Below are 19,556 nucleotides of genomic sequence, written 5' to 3'. Positions count from 1 at the left end.
ACCCCATCCCGAGACCAAGGGTCAGGGGGGAGTTCACGCGAGCGACGACGGCGAACTTGCCGAACAGGCTGCCTTACGACTCTGCGGCGGATTCCTCTTCATACAGCGGCATGATCTTGGCATCGGGCAGGGCCTCGCGGAGCCGTTGTAGGCCTTCCGGTGTAACGGCCGTTTCCTGCAGATAAAGCTCTTTTAGCGACTTCATCTTCGAGAGCGGCTCGACGCTTTGATCGGTGACGTTCGTGCCCAGCAAAAACAGCACCTCCAAGTTGGTCAGTGCCGGAAGCTTGCTGATGGCTTTGTCGCCGATATCGGTCCTGGCCAGGCTGAGCGTCTTGAGTGTCGTCAGCTCCACCACCGGATCGATCGCCGCATCGGTGAAGCGGGCATAGAAAAGCGTTGGTTCCGTGTCGGTGACGACCGATCCGCCGAGGTACAACTGCTCGAGCTTGGGCAGGTCTTTCAAATGGGTGACCGCTTCGTCGCTGATTTGCGTTCCGCGAAGATCGAGGACCTCTAAGTCTGCCAGGCCGGTGATCATGGCCAGGTCTTTGTTGGTCACCAGCAACGGTTGCAAAGTCTGCGGGGTAGTGATGACTTGAATGCGGTTTTCGCTGTCGCGTCCGATTTCAAATCCGACACGGCGAAACTTGCTGACCATCGGGTCTTGGTCGCCGCCAACTACCGACGGTGGGCTCGGTTTCGCAAACCAGATGAAGATGATCGCGCCGATCAGCAGCAGCAAAACCGCGACGACGATCGACATCAGCGCGATGCCGATTTCCATGCCAAAGCTTTCGCGCTGGGGACGCGTCGGTAGGTTGTTGTCAGGCTTCGGCATGAAAGCGGTTCGCTAAGAGGAGTGTGCCAGCAAGCCTTCAGGATAACATCAACCGACCCCCATGTGCCAACGGCGACATCGACAATCGCTGTGCTATCAGTGGTGACAAACCGATTCGAAAGATTTCGCGAACAGCCTTCCTGCGGCTCGCGTATCAGAAACCGTCCCCAGGCGAGGTTCAAGACGGAGAGCAACTTCGGCCCTGGCGACTAAGTCGCGATAGCACACGGAGGAACGAGAGTGACAAGAAAACGAAACGCCCACCGCAGTGGCAAACGCAACTCGCTCGCCGCAGGCACGCACCTGCTTCGGGCGATTGTCCTGGAAGGGATGGGCATCCTGCTTCTGGCCGCGGCAATCGGTTATCCGATTCTGACGCAAACCCAGTGGCGAGTTTCCTGTCAGGACTGCGAACCTTCCGCTATCGATCAGGGCCTGCACGTGCTGTTGGCCAAAGTCGGTTTGGTAAACGAACCGGACTAACCCCAAATCCAACTTGGGTGCCGCCGCCACACAAGACGGCACCCCGCAACTGAACCTTTGAGGAGTTATTGCCAGCAACCGATTCTTTAAACGAACAGTTCAATCTTAGCAACAACCACGGCGTGCCCTCGTAAGAGGGCACGTTCGTTTCGAATCTCGACTTCTAGTTCGCCCCCTCTGGGCGATGCTTGAAACGCTTTGAGAGTCGACTTCCCGAGCTTCCGATTCCAATACTCGCCCAGTACACAGTGGGCTGAACCTGTCACGGGATCTTCCGCAACACCGGCCGCAGGGGCGAAGAATCGCGAGATGAAATCGTATTCCGGCAAGTTGCTTTCCGCGGTCACCATCACGCCGCGCGATGTCACCGGGGCAAGCAGCGCGTGATTCGGATTGAGCCCTCGTACGATGTCGGCCGAAGGAACTTCGATCAGCCAATCCCACGCATTCTTTCCACTAAAGGTAATCGCTTCGATGCCGAGACTTTCCAGCAAGCCGTCGACCGGATCGGTTGACACGGCCGGGGCGATCGGAAAGTCGAGCTCGATCGTATCGCCACGCGGTGCGGCGGTGAGCGTTCCGCTGCGGGTTTCGAAACGAAGTGTCTGGTCCTCCGGAAAACCTTTTTGCTGCCACAACGTGTGGGCGGTTGCCAGCGTAGCGTGACCGCACAAGTCGACTTCCACGGTCGGGGTGAACCACCGCAATCGGAGCGTGTCACCTTCAGGGTAGACGAATGCCGTTTCCGCCAGATTCATTTCTGCCGCTACATTTTGCATCCAATGCGCATCGGCTGCTTCGTCCAGCCAGCAAACAGCGGCCGGGTTCCCAGCAAAGGGTTTGGATGTGAACGCATCGACTTGATATAGCGTACGCGGCATATGCTTGCTCTTGGGGCCTCTTTCGCCTCGAAAACGAAAGGGCATTGGGGAAGGGCGACGACAAAAGGGCTACGGCAATGATTTCTCGGCCGGGCAGCTTTCTGACACATCGCGGTACCAAACAGGTTCGCCTCCCTCGGCGAAATGGCATCAGAAGGTACAATAGAATAGGTGCACCTCACTTGCCACTAGAAAGAAAGTTGAAGGCGTGTTGCATCCGCGAATTATTGTGACCATGGGCGACCCCGGCGGCGTCGGTCCCGAGGTCTGTCTGCAATTGCTGGTCGATCCCAATCAGTACGCGGGAACCGTACCGATTGTCTTCGGCGACGCGGCCATCTTGCGAAAAGTGGCCCATGCGTGCGGTTATCCTGAACCGAAGAACGTTGTGCCGTTTCATGAAGGCATGGATCTGCACGCGCTCAAGGAAGCGACCGTCGTCGACTTCGGCACGATCGATGCCGACCAGTTCGTCCACGGCAAAGTGACCGCCGAGGGGGGTGAAGCTTCCTATCAATACTTCACCAAAGCGATCGACTTCGCGCTCGCTGGCAAAGCAGATGGCATCACGACAGGGCCAATCAACAAAGAAGCCCTCCACGCGGCTCAGCATTTCTACCCTGGGCATACCGAAATACTTATTGAACGCTGCGGCAGCGAGTCGGGCTGCATGATGCTGACCAGCGAAGAACTGACGTGCAGCTTCGTCACGACGCACGTCGGGTACCGCGATGTGCCAGAGCTGTTGACGATCGAGCGAATTGATGAAGTGATCGATCTGACGGTCGAAGCGATGCGGAAGATTCGCAAGCGAGACCCACGACTGCTGGTGTGCGGGCTCAATCCGCATGCCGGCGAGCATGGCTTGTTCGGCGATCGTGAAGAGGAGCGAATCATCGTTCCTGCCGTCGAAGGAGCGAAAGCGAGAGGCATTAAAATCGACGGCCCTGTTCCGCCTGACACGGCTTTTCTGGCGGAACGTCGTCCGCTGTACGATTGCGTGATCTGCATGTATCACGACCAAGGGCACATCCCGCTAAAAGCCCTCGCGTTCGATGTCGCCGTCAACACGACGCTCGGCCTCTCAATCGTCCGCACCTCAGTCGATCATGGAACAGCATTCGATATCGCCTGGCAAGGCAAAGCAAAAGTGTCGAGCATGATCCACGCCGTCCGCTTGGCACGCGATCTTTCTTCGCATTGAGTTGGGCAACTGTGACATAGGATGGCTTCTCGCCATCTTCTATACTCACGTACTGGCAATTTCATTTCAGTGTTCCACTCTCGCATTCACTAGGCGACTATGAACATTTTCGAGACCGTAATGACCGTGCTCGGTCCGTTGTTCGTGATTTATTTTCTATGGAGTGTCTACCTCTACTTCACCAAGGGAATCGATCAAATCGGTGTCGAGCCATTGAAACGCTGTTTCGAAGGGCTGGAACTTCACGAGACGCAGCAGTCGGGGGATGTTTCGTTCGTCTACCACACCTATCGTGGGCTTCTCTTCTGCACGATTCAGGAAGAGCATCATGTGTTTGCGGATCCCGAGACTGCCAAGACACTTCTCAAGCGGCTGTTGCGATACAACCTGACGTGGGGAATGCGAACCAATGCGGTCGTATTTATCCCTATCTTAGCCGTGGGGAATTACTTTGCCCAAAAGGGAGCCATCGCTCGTCAGGCCAAGCAACTCGCATCGAGCGATAAGGGGTAACCTGCTTCGTGTGCGTTGATGATCTTCCGGTTTCTTTTCCGAGAATATCTTCCACATCAAATTGGGGGAGATGGGCACCGAGAATAGATTGGTGCGTAGAATCGGGCCATAGGGCGAGCTAGAATAGTGGCGACGTACCTGCCGCTGGTCCTACCCGGTTTCCTTCTGAGAGAGAGCATCTCGACCATGAATCGTTTGCTTCGTTTGTTTTTTGTTCTTCCGCTGATGGCGTTGTTGGCGGTTCCTGTGTTGGCTCAGCAGAAGGAAGAGGGCCCGCCGATTCCGAACGATCCTGTGCTGAACGTCGTGCCTAAGAAGACGTTCACCAACTTGCGAATTCGCCGTCCCGTGACAATCACCCACGCCGGCGACGGAACGAACCGCTTGTTCTTCGCCGAACAGCAAGGCGTCATCCTTGTCGTGCCGAACGATCCGGAAGTGGAAGAGACCGAAGTCTTCCTCGACATCGAAGATTCAGTTCGCTTCAACCCAAAGCAAAACGAAGAAGGCCTGCTCGGTGTGGCGTTCCACCCGAACTTCAAAGAGAACGGCGAATTCTTCGTTTATTACACCATCAAGAAGGGACTCGTCTCGCACGTCTCGCGCTTCAAGACCAAGGATGGCAAAGGCGATCCTGATTCCGAAGAAGTGTTGCTGACGATCGAACAGCCATTCTGGAACCACAACGGCGGTAGCATCGAATTCGGTCCTGATGGTTACTTATACGTTGCCCTGGGCGACGGTGGGAAAGCCAACGATCCGTTTGGCAATGGTCAGAACCTCGGCACCTGGTTGGGTTCGATCTTGCGTATCGACGTCGATAAGAAAGAGAACGGCAAGAACTACGGTATCCCGGCCGACAACCCTTTCGTTGGCAAAGAAGGTGCTAAGCCTGAGATCTACGCTTATGGCTTGCGTAACGTCTGGCGTTTGACGTTCGATCGCGAGACGGGCGCATGCTGGGCCGGTGACGTCGGTCAAAACTTGTGGGAAGAAATCGACATCATCGAAAACGGTGGCAACTACGGCTGGAACGTTCGTGAAGGCCTGCATCCGTTCTCGAAGGAATTCGCCAAGTCTGGCGACAAGTACATCGACCCCATCTTCGAGTACCATCACAATGTCGGTAAGTCGATCACCAGCGGTTATGTCTACCGCGGTAAGAAGGTTCCGCAGCTGGAAGGTAAGTTCCTGTACGCCGACTACGTGACCGGAAAAGTCTGGGCCCTCGAGTACGATTACGAAACGAAGAAGGTCGGTAAGAACTACCGCATCGAAGAACCTTCGAATCCACCGGTCGTTTGCTTTGGCGAAACGGAAGATGGCGAAGTGCTGATGTGTGCGATCTTCGGCGATTACGGCTCGATCTACGAGTTCGCTCCCGCCGAGTAAACGGTATTCGCCTGACCAATTACACGATCGAACTTTGGTCCTCTCTCCCTTGTAATGAGAGGGCTAGGGCGAGGGGGCTCACCAAACGTGTGACCCCGACAAAAAAACTTCCAAGAATGGCCGACGGCTGACGAACCACTTTTTTGGGGAACGTCCCGATCGGCCGTTTTCATTTCTTGTTCGCTTTTGCACGCAAAGGGGCAATGCATGACGCAGTCGCCGTTGATCGTCGGGCTGTCGATATTGATGTGCGTGATCTACGGCGTGATCCACGATCAGATCACCGCGCGGATCTGCGTCGAGTACTTCACCATCGGTCACAAGCCGATCCTTGGCGGCACCGACGACCCGACGCTGCTTGGGTTCGCGTGGGGCTTTCTCGCGACATGGTGGGTCGGGGCGATGCTGGGCGTTCCGCTCGCATTCATCAGCCAGACAGGCTCGCTGGTGAAGAAGTCGGCCCGCGACTTGATCAAGCCAATGCTTTGGCTGATGGCCGGCACCGGAATTCTCGCCGCGGCGTCGGGCGTGACTTGCTATTTCCTCACGGCGAACAACGTGATTCATCTGGCCAGCGGTTTTCAATCGGCCATTCCTGCCGAGAAGCAGGATGCGTTTTTGATCGATCTTTGGATTCACACGGCAAGTTACGTCGGAGGTTTCCTGGGCGGGGCCATCCTCATGGTTTGGGTCATCGTCGATCGGTATCGCCGCACACATCGCGAGAAGGATGAAGTCACCCCCAATCCATGTTAGGCTGAGCACCAAGACACGATTCAAACCACGAAGGATTTCTTCATGTCGAACGACTTTTCCAATACATTCGGTGATCCTCCCCCGAACGAAGTCTCGCAGGATGACCGCAACATGGCGCTGCTTTGCCATATTCTCGGGTTCCTGACCAGTTTGCTCGGACCGCTGATCTTATGGTTGCTCATGAAAGAGAAGTCGCGCTTCGTCGATTTCCACGGCAAGCAGGCCATCAACTTTCAGATCACCCTGATCATCCTGTACTTCGGTTCCGGCATCTTAATGTGCATCTATGTCGGGCTTTTAACGGCTTTGGCAACCTTCGCTATTCAGGTCATCTTCACGATCTTGCCAGCCATCAAGGCCTACGAAGGGGAAGAGTATGTCATTCCTCTGGCGATTCCGTTTTTGAAATAAGTGTCTCAACAGAAATCGTTTCCCCACGAATTGCCCTTCGGCAAGGCGCATCAGGGAGCGTCGATCAACGGGTTAGGCAGAATGAACCGCCCATAAGTGCGTATAAACGGCAAAATACGCGGGATATTGGGCACTCAATCCCCTGGCTGGTAGAGTAGTAATTAGGCCGCTTGTGATTAGACTGGCCTTAACATTGCCTTCATTCTCGGTTTGCCACATCGCTTTCAACGGCGTTGTAGCGAGAATGTAGTCAGCTAAGCAACTGACGTCGGACGCACGTTTCGTCCCACGACAGTCACCATATTGGCGACTCTGGTTGGCCCGTTTCCCCCGACGTTTGCCCCTGCCGGCCCGAGTCGCCTTTTTTTCTCTCTTGTTGCGTGCTTATCCCACCTGGCACGCTGCGGAAGGCCGTAACCCCCCGACGACCTCAAGGGAAAAATCCTGCCAATAAAGTTTTCACCATATCTAAACAGATACGGCGAAAGACTGCCCCGCGAAATCAGCTATTGGAGTCCTTTCTTGCCTAAGCAAGATGGCCAAAAATAGACCTTCGAAAAACCATTGCAAGAAAATCGATAATGGGGGAATATCATTCACAGATCGATACGAAGTCATGTTTAGAGAAGCTTTGATTTCCATCGAGCAAGAGGCGGAGCAGGCGGCCTGAACAACCGCGGCTCAAAGCAAACCTACCCACCTAAATACCCACCTACCGGAACAGAGACTGAGGAGAAACTCAGATGGGCAAGATGACCGCAGCACAATTTGCTAAGTCGGCTTTAACTGTCGCCATCATGGCTGGCATCTTGGGCGTCGCTTTTGGCGAGTCGCTCGCAAAGAAGGCCAACTACGTCACTTTCATGGCAACCGAGTCGTACCCGACGATGAACTTGTTGCATCGGGACAAGTTGATCTCGGAAAACTCGTTTGAGGACGAAGGGGGCTATATGCACCGCTTGTTCGTCTTCGAGTCGGCCGACAGTACTGAAAAGAAGACGACCTGTCGCGTGGTTGTCACCGACGAAAACTACCACGTCACTTCGTCGTGGAACGCCGATCGCAACGAGAAGCTGCTCAACGTCGGTTTCATGGAGCACACTTCGCCGCCGGTTCTCGAAATCGTGCGTCACGATGCGACGAAAAGCTCGCTGATCTGCGAGCATCTCTGCCTGCACATGGGCGTGCTGCAAGCTTACGAGTACAAGCCAAAACGCAACGGTCCAATCACCCAGTAGTCGACTTGCGAAAGCGACTACCGATTGACCCTTTAGGTAACCCCAGTAAAATCTTGCGGTAACTGGGGTTACACCGTTTTTACGGCAACAACAGCCTCTACTCGCAGTGGGTAGACGCGTGCTGGCCCCGATCTTCCCGCTCGTGTATGCGACCAGAACTTCGGAAGGGGCCATGTCCGCCAAGCCAACCAATCGACCGTCCAAGTATCAAGTCTTTCTGCTTTGGTCGAACGACACCGTCAAAGAGTGTCGCGATGTCCGCAAGTTCTTCAAAGAGTTCAACAAGAAGACCGCCAAGCCTGAGTTCGGCGTCACCTTCGAGATCATCGACCACTGCTTCGATACCGACGACAAAGGGCATCCCGGCGCGGTTCCTGCCGAAGAGCTGTTGGTGAAAGCCAAAGACACGCTCGCGATTACGATCGGGCTCTGCACCGACGACGAGACGTCGCTCAATCCGTACACCGAAGAGAAAGCCCAGCAGCAGTTGGATTTGGTGCTGGAAAGTGCGAAGCAAAACAAGTTCCACCAGTCGGTATGGTTCGTCCGCACACACCGCGACAACGGTGGCGAGCAGCGCGAGGAAGTCTCCGGCGAGATTCACGACTTGCTGCGTCTGCCGGAAGGTTTGAAACCAAACAGCGTTTGCCTGTTCGACGAACACGACAAGTTCGCCGACGTGTTTGCCGAGAACCTGACGAAGCTGCTTTCGGATGATAACCGTCCGTGGATTGAAGATCAGAACGCGGCCGTCCATGCCATTGAAGCGGCACGTCGTCAAAAGATGGACAAGCTGGTCAGCCTTGGCATCGATCCTTGGGGCCAGCGTTTCGACAACAAGCAGGCCATCGCGGACGTCCGCGCACTCGAGTCGGAGATCACCGAAGAGAAGACGACCACCGAAGGGGGCCGCGAGCAAACCATCTACAGCGGTCCGAAAGTTCGCGTTGCTGGACGTATCGTCCTGATGCGGCCAACCGGCAAGCTGATCTTCATCAACTTGACCGACCGTAGCGGTACCATCCAGTTGTTCCTCGGCCAGGCCCAAGTCGGCGAGCGCAACTGGGAGATCGCCCAATGTTTGGATCTCGGCGACATCATCGGTGTCGATGGTGAACTGAAGAAGACCAAAACCGGCGAACTGACCATCTTCGTCGAAGAGCTCCACTTCCTGACCAAAACGCTGGAAGCTCCGCCCGAAAAACACAAAGGCCTGACCGATCCGGAACTGCGTCAACGTATGCGGTATTTGGATCTCGCCTACGGAGAAGGGGTGCTCGACCGCTTTGTCCAGCGAACGCAGATCGTGCGTTCGGTGCGCGATACGCTGGTCGGCGAAGGCTATTACGAAATCGAAGGCCCGACGCTGCACACCATCGCCGGGGGTGCCGCCGCACGTCCCTTTGAAACCTTCCACAACGCGCTGGGCATGCCACTGGTCATGCGTATCGCGCTCGAGCTGCATCTCAAGCGGCTGTTGGTCGGCGGCATGGAACGTGTCTTCGAGCTGGGACGCGTTTACCGCAATGAAGGGATCAGCCCGCGACACAACCCTGAGTTCACCATGCTGGAGGTCTACCAGGCCTTCGGTAACTACGAAACGATGATGCAGCTGACCGAGAACATCATCACCGGGGCTTTAGATGCGATTGGCTCTGGCTACAAAGTTCCCTTCGGCGAAAACGAGATCGATTTCACGCCACCGTTCGAGCGGAAGTGCTACAGCGATCTGCTAGCAGAACATGCTGGCATCGATCCGACCAACGAATCGGAAGTGATTGCTTGTGCCAAGAAGCTGGGCCTGGAAACCGAAGGCAAGCACCCCGACGTGCTTCGCAACGAGATCTTCGAAGAGACGGTCGAAGACAAGCTGGTCGGCCCGGTTTTTGTGATCGACTATCCTGCTAGCATCTGCCCGCTAACGAAGCGAAAGACCGATAATCCTGCGGTCGCCGAGCGTTTCGAGCTCTTCATCCAAGGTATGGAACTGGCCAACGCCTACACCGAGTTGAACGATCCGGACCTGCAGGAAAAGCTGTTCCGCACGCAGCTGGAAGGGATGGACGAGGAAGACTCGATGGCCAAAATGGACACCGATTTCGTGCGTGCCCTGCGCAACGGAATGCCGCCAGCTGGCGGACTTGGTATTGGCATCGACCGCCTAGTCATGTTACTAACTAACAGCGCGACGATTCGCGAAATCATTTTGTTCCCGCTGTTGCGGCATGAAGCGACCTGATCGGAATCAGATTCCGGTCTAAGGGTGCCATGCTTACGTCCGCGTAAGCATGCGACTTGAAAGACATGTCCACGAAGACGTGGACATGGCACCCAGAACAAGGCTTGCCAATGCTTCTCTTGGTGCCCATTGCCAAGAAAATGCCGCGTTTGCCGAAGGATTGGCAATGTACAAGTTGATGCTCTGTCTGCGTTACCTGAAGACGCGTTATATCGCCTTGGCGTCCATCATTAGTGTGACCCTGGGCGTCGCCACCATGGTGGTTGTGAATGCCGTGATGTCAGGTTTCTCGCACGAGATGCACATTCGCCTGCATGGCATTCTTTCCGACGTCGTCATGGAAAGTCACAGCCTGGATGGCTTCTACCAATGGGAGAAGCACATGGCCGCCGTCCGTGAAGTGGCCGGCGACGACATCGAGGACATGACGGTCACCGTGCATGTTCCTGCTATGCTGAACCTGCGTGTCCGCGATCAGTGGCTTCCGCGTCAGGTCACCGTCATCGGTATCGACGACGAAACGTACAACAACGTCAGCGACTTCTCGAAGTACCTCAAGCATCCTTCCAATCGGCAGCAAGTCGACTTCAACCTGAAGGAAAATGGGTACGAAGGTCCGGAAGATTCCATCTTGGTCGATTCCGGCTGGGAATATCGCCGCGAAAAGATCGCTCATCAAAAAGCGATCGAAGAAGAGATGCGGCGTTTCGAGATCCTGCATCAGCGCGGGCACATGCCGGAACGAGCCAACCCCAACGACATCTCGGCAATCGACAGTCCACTCAATGCGGACGCTGTTGATCTCGCCACACCGAAGTTTTCGGACGACCCCGACGCACCGCCGCTGCCTGGTCCGCCGCCAGCCGATCTCGCCCAGCGGATGGCCAAGCAGTCCGAAGCGAAAGGTGCACCGCTGGCCGCGAACGGCGATCCGTTTGCCGAGCGTTACGAGCAGCCAGAAAGCACCACCTTCGATCCCATGAAGCATCAGGCCCCCGGCATCATCCTGGGTATGGCCGTGGCCAGCATCCGTCAACGTGATGCCGAAGGGCAAGTGAAAGACTTCTTTCTCGCCGTGCCAGGCGATGACGTTCGCCTGACGTTCCCTTCCGCCGAAAGCCCTCCCAAGGCAATCAGCGAAACGTTCACCGTCGTCGACTTCTACGAAAGCAAGATGAACGAGTATGACGCCGGCTTTGCGTTCGTGCCGCTCAGCAAGCTACAGTCGCTGCGCTACATGACCCATCCAGAACTGGGCAGTGCGATCTCGACGATTCAAATTCGCCTGAAACCAGGGGCGGATCTCAATCAGTTTACCAACAATCTGCGAGCCGCGTTCCCGGCCGAAACCCATCCGTTCCGCATTCAGTCGTGGAAAGACATGCAAGGGCCGCTGTTGGCTGCCGTGCAGATGGAAAAAACGATCCTCAACATCCTGCTGTTCCTGATCATCGGCGTCGCAGGCTTCGGTATCTTGGCGACGTTCTACATGATCGTCGTCGAAAAGACGAAAGACATCGGCATCCTCAAATCGCTCGGAGCGAGCGGCGGCGGGATCATGAGTATCTTTGTCGGCTATGGTTTGTCGCTGGGCATCGTCGGTTCCGGCGTCGGCTGTATTCTCGGACTGCTATTCGTTTGGAACATCAACCACATCGCCAAGCTGATCGAGATGATCACCGGCCGCGAAGTGTTTGACCCAACGATCTACTACTTCCAGGAAATCCCCACCATCATCGAACCGCTGGCGATTGTCATGGTCGTGACTGGGGCAATGCTGATTGCCGTGATGGCGAGCGTGCTGCCGGCCATTCGCGCCGCACGACTGCACCCGGTAGAGGCCCTCCGTTATGAGTAACACGATGAGCGATAGCTACACGACCACTGCCACGGCTCCGGCTGTCACCCCGGCCACCAAAAAGCCAGGCCCGCACGTCCACACCGATCGGTTCGATACGCCGATCGAAGTCGACAAGCCGATCTTGCGAACGACCGGTTTGCACAAAAGCTACCGCAAAGGGCAGCACGTCATTCCCGTGCTCCGCGGCGTCGACTTCGTCGCCAACGAAGGCCGCATCACGTCGATCATCGGGCAAAGCGGATCCGGCAAAAGCACGCTGCTGCACTTGATGGGTACGCTCGATGTGCCGGACGAAGGCGAGATCTACTTCCAGGATCAACGCACCGATAACCTTTCCACGCGGCAACGCGACCGCATTCGCAACGGCCAGTTTGGGCTGATCTTTCAGTTCTATCACTTGCTGCCGGAACTGACGACACTGGAAAACGTGTTGACGCCGGCGATGATCTCGCACGGTTTCTTCAAGTACTGGGCCGTTCGGAAGCAACTGAAAGAACGGGCCAAGCATGTGCTCGATCTCGTCGGTCTGGGACACCGTTTGAATCACAAACCGCGTGAACTTTCCGGCGGCGAGATGCAGCGTACCGCCATCGCTCGCGCACTGATTAGCGATCCTAAAGTCTTGCTGGCCGACGAACCGACAGGGAACCTCGACCGTCAAACAGGCCAAGAGGTGCTCGGCATCCTCCGCAAGCTGAACGAAGAACAAGGCCTCACCATCGTGATGGTCACCCACGACCAAAGCATCGCCGACGAAGCCGACGCTATCGTCCGCCTCGCCGAAGGCTGCGTCGAAACCGTTTAACGCCCGCCAACTGTAGGGCCCGCGTGTCGCGGGTCACGATCTTGATATCCGGCGATGCCGCCCTTTCAGGGCTAAGATGTCGTTCCATTTTCGACGGCGCTACGACTCGTCTTGCTCTAACGGCTCCCAATGAATCGCACACCATGGCATCTGGGAGCGGAGCTTATCGACGGCCGTTTTGCTGGTGCGTGTCTGTCCCAGCTTCAGTGTTTGCAGATTTTTTCGTTCGGCGAACTTGGCCAGGTGTTGATCCGTGATGCGCGTCCGCGTGGCATCAAAGTATTCCAACGTCTGCGGTAGATCGTCGATCGCCGCGTCTGAAAATGCACTACCGGCGACGGTTAGTTCTCGTAAGTTGGTCGTTCGCAAATAGGGAAGATTGCCTGGGCCGAGCTGGGCGGCATCCATGTAAAGCGTTTCGATCTCGACGTTCTCCAGCAGCGTGATGAACTGCGACTCATCGATCTCGACTTGAAAGCAGCTGACGGTCTTCACCGCACCTAGGCGATGGATCTGCTGCAGTGCCGCATCGACATCGTGCGGCGACATGGAAGACTTGAGGATGACGCGGTCGATTCGCTGAAACGCCGGCTCGACTCCCAATGCCTGCATCCAAGCCGGACCTCCTTTCACCTTATGAGTAAGGAATGGAAAGGGAGCATAAGTGGTTCGGCGAATCTGGACCAGCTTCCACTGAATGTCCGCCCCAAGCTGCTGCAACTGCTTCGCGGCATCCTCGTGAACTTGTCCCTGATGAAAGTAATACGCGCCCCAGCCCAGCAGTACGCAAGTCAGTGTCACTATCCCAATCAATACCCGCAACGACCAACGCAGTCGCCACGAGTGTCGCTTCGAGGTGTCAGGCTGGTCCGCTTCGGTCTGGTGCAAGGACATCGTTCCGTCTATTCCCAAGGTTTGAGGCTATCCGCAGCGGGAAGAATTCTGGGCGACGCGCAGTCTTCGGCAAGGCAGAACTCGATGAAGGTGTTCGGCATTTCTTCGGCAAGTTTGCGACACCCGTCCGGTGTGGCTGGGGCGATCCAGATATGAAACCTTCGCAATTGCTTCAAACGTGTCAGCTTTGGCAGGCCACGATCGTTGATCTGGCAACGCGAAACGGAGAAGTGCAGAAGCGAGTCCGGCAGGTCATCAATGGCCGCATTGCCAAACTGAGAGTCTTGTATCGTCAAGAATAGCAAGTTGGTATCGCGAAGGAACGGCATTCGATCGGTTTGCATGTCTAGACCACCAACATACAGATAGGAAATCGAAGTGTTCTTAAGAAGCCGTTCCAGTTGTTCGGTCGAAACGATACAGCGCTCGAAAGTTACTTGGTCTAGCTGACCCAATTGCGTGATCTCATCGAGGACGAGATCGATATCTTCCTGGTTCGCCTTCCGAATGGTTACGCATTCGATCCTTGTGAACACGGATTTCAGGCCTGCGAATGCCAACCATGAATTGTGCTGGTTGATCTCGACGTGAATCTCGCCAGATAGTTCCGCCGTGTTCAGGCGATCGACGATCGATTGGTGAAGTCGACCCGTCCGAGCCTCCAACGCCAGCGGGCCCAATATGGCGGCGCATAACATCGCAAGTCCAATGCTCAACGTCCGCAAGGAAAATCGAGGCTTCAATGTTACGCTCTAAGTGGAAAAGATATAGATCGCCGTCAGCAACGCCATCGTAGCATCAGTGATTGTCCTTGTCACTTTGCACGAGTGGCTCCCAGGCGACTTCGCAGTTTGGCAGATCTTGCCGTAGCTGGTCGATCGCTCTTTCGCTGGTGGGTGTGCGATCGAGTCGGAGGAATTTCAGATTCTTCAGACGGCGTAGCTCTGTCAGTCCGTCGTCGGTGATCGCCGTTCGCGTCAAATTTAAATCGGTGAGTGTTGTTGGTAAATCGGCGGCTGCTTCGTCCGAGAACCAAGTGTGCGAAAGATCGAGCGAACGTAAGCCAGAACCTCGCAGCTGCGGAATCGGCCCTGGTTTCAGCTTGCAGCGCGGTGCCCAAAGTTGTTGAACGCGAACGTGGGAAAGGATCGCTGCTAGATCGTCTTGGGTCAACTGCTGTAAGTTGATGCTACTGCCGAATTCGATCGATTCGACCTGATCAAGCCGCGTGATTTGATCGATGATTTCTTGGAACTCATCACCGGGTAACGCATCGCGATGGCTAATACTTTTGATCCGCTGAAACATCAAGCTAGTGCCAGTCCACTCCATCCACGATGGCGTTCCCTTCACCTTGACGTAAATGATGCTGGGAGTGGCATAGGTGAGTCCGTTCCTAAAGGAGATCGGTAACTTCTGCGGTTCGGTGACTTCGTATTGCCATACGATAAAAAGGCTTGGGTGATGCTTAGAATAAAGTACCGGGGAGGAACGCCCTAACATAACGAGTTCGCGCCCGACCTCTTCATGCAGCTGCCCCACGCGAATGCGATACGCCCCCCAGCCCAGCAGGACGCAGGCCAGTGTGACCATTCCAATCAGGACCCGCAACGACCAGCGGACTCGCCACGTCCGTTTCGGTTTGCCAGACTCGCCAGTCTGTTCAGCTTGCATGGTTACCCACCTTCAGAGAGGGGAAATGGCCGGAATGGCCAAGGCGGATTGGGGAGCAAGATAGCATTTCAAAAGTATGCGACAAGTTTGCGCCTAATATTAGGAAAGTATTGTTCAAGTGTCTACGAAAACATCGCGAGATATGCCCGACATGTGCTATCCCAAATCGCCATGGTGATTGGTTGGTGAGACATTCTTGCGCATTGTCAGCAAGTAAACAGGCCATTTTTCCCGAGGGTTTTGCACGGTGAAAAATAGTTTTGGTAACGAGTACACATTTCCCATCTAATAGGCAACGAGTCCCGTAGGGCTCTTCTCACGAAGCGGCAAAGTCACGAAAAGTCGCTGCCCTGCGGTCCGAGATCTCGGCTCTTTGACAACTCTGTTTGTAGCTATTTCTTTTCCAGTGGCGACCAACTGGTAAAGCACCGCGGCAATTGTTTTTCCAGAGCGTCCATCGCTTCTTTGGATGTCGGCGTACGCTTGAGTTGCAGGGTATTTAGGTTCTTCAGGCGAGCCAGTTTGGGCAATCCTTCGTCGGTAATTCGCGTGCGAGTCAGGTTGAGGTACTTCAGCGTTTCGGGGAGATCGTCGAGCAGCACGTCCGATGCGTGCGTCCGAACGAGGATCAGATCGGTCAACTTGGTATCGCGCAGAAACGGTAGCGGCTTGCGTCCGATCGTCGTTTCACGGATGCCCAGTTTTTCGATTTCGACGGTCGTCAGCAGATCTTCCAGCTGAGCTGCGGTGATTGGGTTTCCACCGATGTATACCCCTTCGACTTCAACGAGCTGCTTCACTTCCTGCAGAAATTGCTCGAACTGTTCTGGCGATATGCGATAGTTCAAGTGAACGAACTTGATTCGCTGAAAGACTGGTTCCGCCCCAAGTGCTTTCATCCAGTCTGGGCCCCCTTTTCGCATGCTATAGGAGCCAATTGCCATTTGTGGCGAAGCAGGTTGGAGGGGCGCCTTCTGTTCCAACTGCCAGCTGACATGGCCGCCGAGTTGAGCGATTCGCTGCGATGCGTCTTCGTGCATCTGGCCGACGCGCATCTGATAGCTGATCCAGCCGAAGCCGACGGCGGCGATGGCGATCAGAAGGAAGAAGGCCCGGAGAGACCAGCGTAGCGCCCCCGAGGGACGCCTGGCGGTTGTGTTGCTTTCCTTAGCCGTCGAGTCGGTCATGATAGCCTCCATCCCCTGAATCGATGCCGCGGCGGCACCTCTTAAGCGGTAGGCTATCCGCGATGGAGTCCGGCGTCAAATTATCGGCGGACCGTTACCTTCGAGCCGATCGATAAGATGCCGTAGATGTCTTCCGAGTCGCGAGCACTCATGCTGATCGAACCGCCAGGGCCGCCACTGCCATGCAGGACGATGCCGCCATCCAAGTGGACCGCGTGGCCGCCGTAGGGGTTGGCGGGATCGTCAGCGGTGAGGATCTTCTGCGTCGCGTCGTCGTAGAACTGCGGGCTGGCTTCCTTCCGCAAGACTTCATGTTCGCCGGCAGGAATGATGGCACCGTTTTCGATGGTGATCGGGAACCGTCCGGCGTAGCAGCCGTCGATTTCGAGCGTCAGTTCGTTATGCGTCAGATCGACTTTGGCGGTGAATGGACCTCGCAAGACTTTCAGCTTCTGGCCAGGCGTGAGGCTGCTAGGGTCTTCGATGCCATTGATCCGCTGCAGCAAAATGGATGGGACTTGAAACTGCTGGGCGATGCTGGCAAGTGTTTCGCCGCTGCCGACGGTGTACGGTTCTTCCAGCGAATGTTGGGTGGAATAAACAACGGTGCCAGCGAGTTGGCTGAGCAGCAGGTTCAGCTTTTCTTTCTGGGAAGGATTCAGTTCAGGACGATTTCGCCAAGGGCTGAGGCGACGCGTCGCTTCGACGAGATCGTTCTGGCGAAGGTAAACTTGGGCTTCGTCCCAATCGGCATCGAATTGAGCGGTCGACTGCGGGGTGCCGGAGGACATGGGATTGGTCATGCCGCCCATGTTGCCGCCGCTATAGACCGACGCAAGTTGATTCCTTGAAGCGTCTGCCGAAGTCGGAATGGCTGCTTCGGCGGTCGGTTGCTGCTCGGCTGGATTCGACGGCATAGAACTAGCCAACGGTGGGAGGCTGCCGCCACCATCGAACTGAGGAACGTTGCTGGGTTCGTCCGATTCGTCCGCGAGATCGGTCGGTTGGGGATTGAACGAAGGGGCCGAGTCGCCAGATTCGCCTAGCTGCGGGGCGGTCAAACGGCCGCTCGCAAAGCCAGGGGCTTCGGTATCGCTTGACGAAGCTGGCGTTCCTAATGTTTGCGAAGGAGATGTCGCAGGGGAACCGCCAGGCATGGCCATGTCGGAGAAGTCTGGCAGCGTCAGTTCCATGTTGTCCGAGGCGCCGGCCACTTCAGGCGGAACTTCTTCCGGCTGATTCAAGACGGTGTAGACGCCGTAGCCGATGGCCATGAGTACAATGACCATGCAAGCGGTTTTAATGGTTTCCACCTTCGTCCTCCTTGACGAATTCGGCTCATCCGCGGCGAGTCCTTCTGCCGAAGAATGATGATGCCGAGGTGTGCTCTGACGTTTCTTAACCCATCCTAAGGTCATGCACGACAGCGACGAATATTACGACGAAGATTGGATCGACGACGAGCCTGAAGAAGATCAGGACGACACGATGCTATGCCCCGAGTGTGGTGCGGAAATCTTCGACGATGTGGATGTTTGCCCGGTTTGCCTTCACGCGATCATTCCCGACACCAGTCCGTGGGCAGGGAAGTCGTATGCGTGGGTGTTTTTCGGCTTTCTGGGCATCATCGCGACAATCGTCGCACTGATCATGCTGTTTCCATAGCTTGCCAATTCCAGCAAGCGTTCCCAGATAGTAACGAAACGGCCAAAACGGACAAAGGCCGGTTTTCCCTGGCTGCTAGCTGGGCAGGTTACGCCATGCAGATGCAGAGGGGGGCTTACTCCTCTTCACCGCGAAGCCGTTTGCGATAGACTTCGACCCGTTTCTGCAGCGTTGCCTCGAAGCCTCGTGGTACCGGACGGTAGTATTCGCGGTCGATGGCTAAATAGCTTTGAGCGGCGATGCCATCAGGCGCGTTGTGGGCATATTGATAGCCTTCGCCGTGACCGAGGTCCTTCGCCCCGCCGTAGTGGGAATCGCGAAGGTGGGTCGGAACCGGTTCGACGCGCCCTTCGCGGATGTCGGCCCTGGCTTCACCGATCGCGACAGTCGCCGCGTTGCTCTTCGGAGCACAAGCCAGGTAAGCGACTGTTTGCGAAAGTGTGAGTTGGCATTCCGGCAGGCCGATCATTTCACAGGCCTGCATACAGGAAACGGCCAGTGACAATGCGTGAGGGTCGGCGTTGCCGATGTCTTCGCTGGCCGAGATGATCAGCCGCCGCGTGATAAAGCGGATGTCTTCGCCCCCTTCGAGCATTTTCGCGAGCCAATAGATGGCCGCGTCGACATCGCTGCCACGAATACTTTTGATCAACGCACTGGCCGTGTCGTAGTGGGTGTCGCCATCGCGATCGTACTGAACGGCCTTTTTTTGAATCGATTCTTCGGCCAACTGTTTGGTGAAGTGGATTGGCTTTTGATCGGTAGAAAGGACGCCGATTTCCAAAGCGTTCAATGCCCGGCGGGCGTCCCCGTCGCAAACTTCCCCCAGAAAGTGCGCAGCGTCGTCGTCCAGTTTCACCTCGAATTTACCGAGGCCCCGATGCGGATCGTTCAGCGCAGTGGTGAGCACCTCGTGGATTTCTTCCACGCTAAGGGGTTCAAACTGAAAGATCTGGCTACGACTGACCAGAGCACTGTTGACCGCAAAGAATGGATTGCTGGTCGTTGCTCCGACAAGAATGACGATCCCGTTTTCGACATCAGGCAAAAGCGCATCTTGCTGCGACTTGTTGAAGCGATGGATTTCGTCCACGAACAAAAGCGTCTTGCGTCCGCCGGTCGCGACTTCGCTTTGTGCTTCGGTAAGGACTTCGCGAAGTTCCTTTACTCCAGAGGTTACGGCGTTGAGTTGACGGAAGCGGCATTTCGTTTCGGATGCCAGCAGTTGCGCGAGGGTCGTTTTGCCACAGCCAGGCGGACCGTAAAACAGCACCGATGTCAGCCGGTTCGACTTGATCAATCGCCAAAGCAGTTTGCCTTCGGCAAGAAAGTGTTTCTGCCCGACGAACTCGTCCAAGTTGCGAGGTCGCATCCGCGCAGCCAGCGGCTTGGCTCGATCGAAATTTTTGGCTTCCGCTTGTTCAAACAGGGACATCGTTCACGACGGAAAAAAGTTTCAGAAGATGGTCTTTCCCTTCAGTCTAACGCAAGCAGGCTTGGACGGGGACGACC

At 55.8% G+C, this 19,556-nt stretch carries 19 protein-coding genes; 11 read left to right on the top strand and 8 right to left on the bottom strand.

Annotated elements, in window-relative coordinates; genetic code table 11:
* Positions 1-73: 73 nt before the first annotated feature.
* Positions 74-841 carry a leucine-rich repeat domain-containing protein gene (locus LA756_RS16120; protein ID WP_224435748.1) on the bottom strand — a complete coding sequence of 256 codons (768 nt, stop codon included), beginning with the start codon at positions 839-841 and terminating at the stop codon, positions 74-76.
* A 240-nt stretch (positions 842-1,081) separates the two neighbouring features.
* Here LA756_RS16120 and LA756_RS16115 point away from each other — a divergent pair, with 240 nt between their 5' ends.
* A complete protein-coding gene (locus LA756_RS16115; RefSeq protein ID WP_224435747.1) occupies positions 1,082-1,324 on the top strand; it encodes a hypothetical protein in 243 nt (80 codons plus the stop codon).
* Positions 1,325-1,410: 86 nt separating this feature from the next.
* Here the strand turns inward: LA756_RS16115 and LA756_RS16110 are convergent, their stop codons facing one another.
* Positions 1,411-2,205, bottom strand: a complete 795-nt coding sequence (locus tag LA756_RS16110; protein ID WP_224435746.1) for a PhzF family phenazine biosynthesis protein — start codon at positions 2,203-2,205, stop codon at positions 1,411-1,413.
* 208 nt (positions 2,206-2,413) lie between these two features.
* Between LA756_RS16110 and pdxA the strand changes: the two genes are divergently transcribed.
* The 9 genes from pdxA to LA756_RS16065 all read left to right on the top strand — a co-directional run bounded on the left by pdxA (position 2,414) and on the right by LA756_RS16065 (position 12,624).
* On the top strand, positions 2,414-3,409 hold the full coding sequence (pdxA, locus tag LA756_RS16105) for a 4-hydroxythreonine-4-phosphate dehydrogenase PdxA (protein ID WP_224435745.1): 996 nt from the start codon (positions 2,414-2,416) through the stop codon (positions 3,407-3,409).
* 99 nt (positions 3,410-3,508) lie between these two features.
* Positions 3,509-3,922 carry a hypothetical protein gene (locus LA756_RS16100; RefSeq protein WP_224435744.1) on the top strand — a complete coding sequence of 138 codons (414 nt, stop codon included), beginning with the start codon at positions 3,509-3,511 and terminating at the stop codon, positions 3,920-3,922.
* A gap of 186 nt (positions 3,923-4,108) precedes the next feature.
* Positions 4,109-5,314: a sorbosone dehydrogenase family protein gene (locus LA756_RS16095; RefSeq protein WP_224435743.1), complete on the top strand. Its 1,206-nt coding sequence runs from the start codon at positions 4,109-4,111 to the stop codon at positions 5,312-5,314.
* 207 nt (positions 5,315-5,521) lie between these two features.
* The gene (locus LA756_RS16090) at positions 5,522-6,070 is read left to right on the top strand and encodes a hypothetical protein (RefSeq protein WP_224435742.1); all 549 of its coding nucleotides are present in this window, start codon (positions 5,522-5,524) and stop codon (positions 6,068-6,070) included.
* A 42-nt stretch (positions 6,071-6,112) separates the two neighbouring features.
* Positions 6,113-6,481: a DUF4870 domain-containing protein gene (locus LA756_RS16085; protein ID WP_224435741.1), complete on the top strand. Its 369-nt coding sequence runs from the start codon at positions 6,113-6,115 to the stop codon at positions 6,479-6,481.
* A gap of 743 nt (positions 6,482-7,224) precedes the next feature.
* Positions 7,225-7,719, top strand: coding sequence for a hypothetical protein (locus tag LA756_RS16080; RefSeq protein ID WP_224435740.1), 495 nt, complete (start codon positions 7,225-7,227; stop codon positions 7,717-7,719).
* A gap of 730 nt (positions 7,720-8,449) precedes the next feature.
* Positions 8,450-9,958: a lysine--tRNA ligase gene (gene lysS / locus LA756_RS16075; protein WP_224440395.1), complete on the top strand. Its 1,509-nt coding sequence runs from the start codon at positions 8,450-8,452 to the stop codon at positions 9,956-9,958.
* Positions 9,959-10,043: 85 nt separating this feature from the next.
* Entirely contained in the window at positions 10,044-11,816 is a 1,773-nt protein-coding gene (locus tag LA756_RS16070) for an ABC transporter permease (protein ID WP_224435739.1), read from the top strand.
* A complete protein-coding gene (locus LA756_RS16065; protein WP_224435738.1) occupies positions 11,809-12,624 on the top strand; it encodes an ABC transporter ATP-binding protein in 816 nt (271 codons plus the stop codon). The genes LA756_RS16070 and LA756_RS16065 overlap by 8 nt, the downstream gene beginning before the upstream one ends.
* 99 nt (positions 12,625-12,723) lie before the next feature.
* Here the strand turns inward: LA756_RS16065 and LA756_RS16060 are convergent, their stop codons facing one another.
* The 5 genes from LA756_RS16060 to LA756_RS16040 form a co-directional block, all read right to left on the bottom strand.
* Complete coding sequence (locus LA756_RS16060; protein ID WP_224435737.1) at positions 12,724-13,518, bottom strand: hypothetical protein; 795 nt, start codon at positions 13,516-13,518, stop codon at positions 12,724-12,726.
* Between the two features lie 8 nt (positions 13,519-13,526).
* Positions 13,527-14,216: a hypothetical protein gene (locus tag LA756_RS16055; RefSeq protein ID WP_224435736.1), complete on the bottom strand. Its 690-nt coding sequence runs from the start codon at positions 14,214-14,216 to the stop codon at positions 13,527-13,529.
* Between the two features lie 100 nt (positions 14,217-14,316).
* Positions 14,317-15,192 carry a hypothetical protein gene (locus LA756_RS16050; protein WP_224435735.1) on the bottom strand — a complete coding sequence of 292 codons (876 nt, stop codon included), beginning with the start codon at positions 15,190-15,192 and terminating at the stop codon, positions 14,317-14,319.
* A gap of 392 nt (positions 15,193-15,584) precedes the next feature.
* Positions 15,585-16,379 (bottom strand): hypothetical protein, encoded by a 795-nt coding sequence (locus tag LA756_RS16045; RefSeq protein WP_224435734.1) that lies wholly within the window; start codon positions 16,377-16,379, stop codon positions 15,585-15,587.
* Positions 16,380-16,459: 80 nt separating this feature from the next.
* Positions 16,460-17,692: a LysM peptidoglycan-binding domain-containing protein gene (locus tag LA756_RS16040; protein WP_224435733.1), complete on the bottom strand. Its 1,233-nt coding sequence runs from the start codon at positions 17,690-17,692 to the stop codon at positions 16,460-16,462.
* 103 nt (positions 17,693-17,795) lie between these two features.
* Here LA756_RS16040 and LA756_RS16035 point away from each other — a divergent pair, with 103 nt between their 5' ends.
* Positions 17,796-18,044, top strand: coding sequence for a hypothetical protein (locus LA756_RS16035; protein ID WP_224435732.1), 249 nt, complete (start codon positions 17,796-17,798; stop codon positions 18,042-18,044).
* A 115-nt stretch (positions 18,045-18,159) separates the two neighbouring features.
* Here LA756_RS16035 and LA756_RS16030 read toward each other — a convergent pair whose 3' ends face one another.
* Positions 18,160-19,479, bottom strand: a complete 1,320-nt coding sequence (locus tag LA756_RS16030) for a replication-associated recombination protein A (RefSeq protein ID WP_224435731.1) — start codon at positions 19,477-19,479, stop codon at positions 18,160-18,162.
* Positions 19,480-19,556: the final 77 nt, after the last annotated feature.

This window comes from Bremerella sp. TYQ1, assembly GCF_020150455.1.
GTDB classification, from domain to species: Bacteria; Planctomycetota; Planctomycetia; order Pirellulales; family Pirellulaceae; genus Bremerella; species Bremerella volcania_A.
This window is presented reverse-complemented; position numbering and strand designations above follow the sequence as displayed.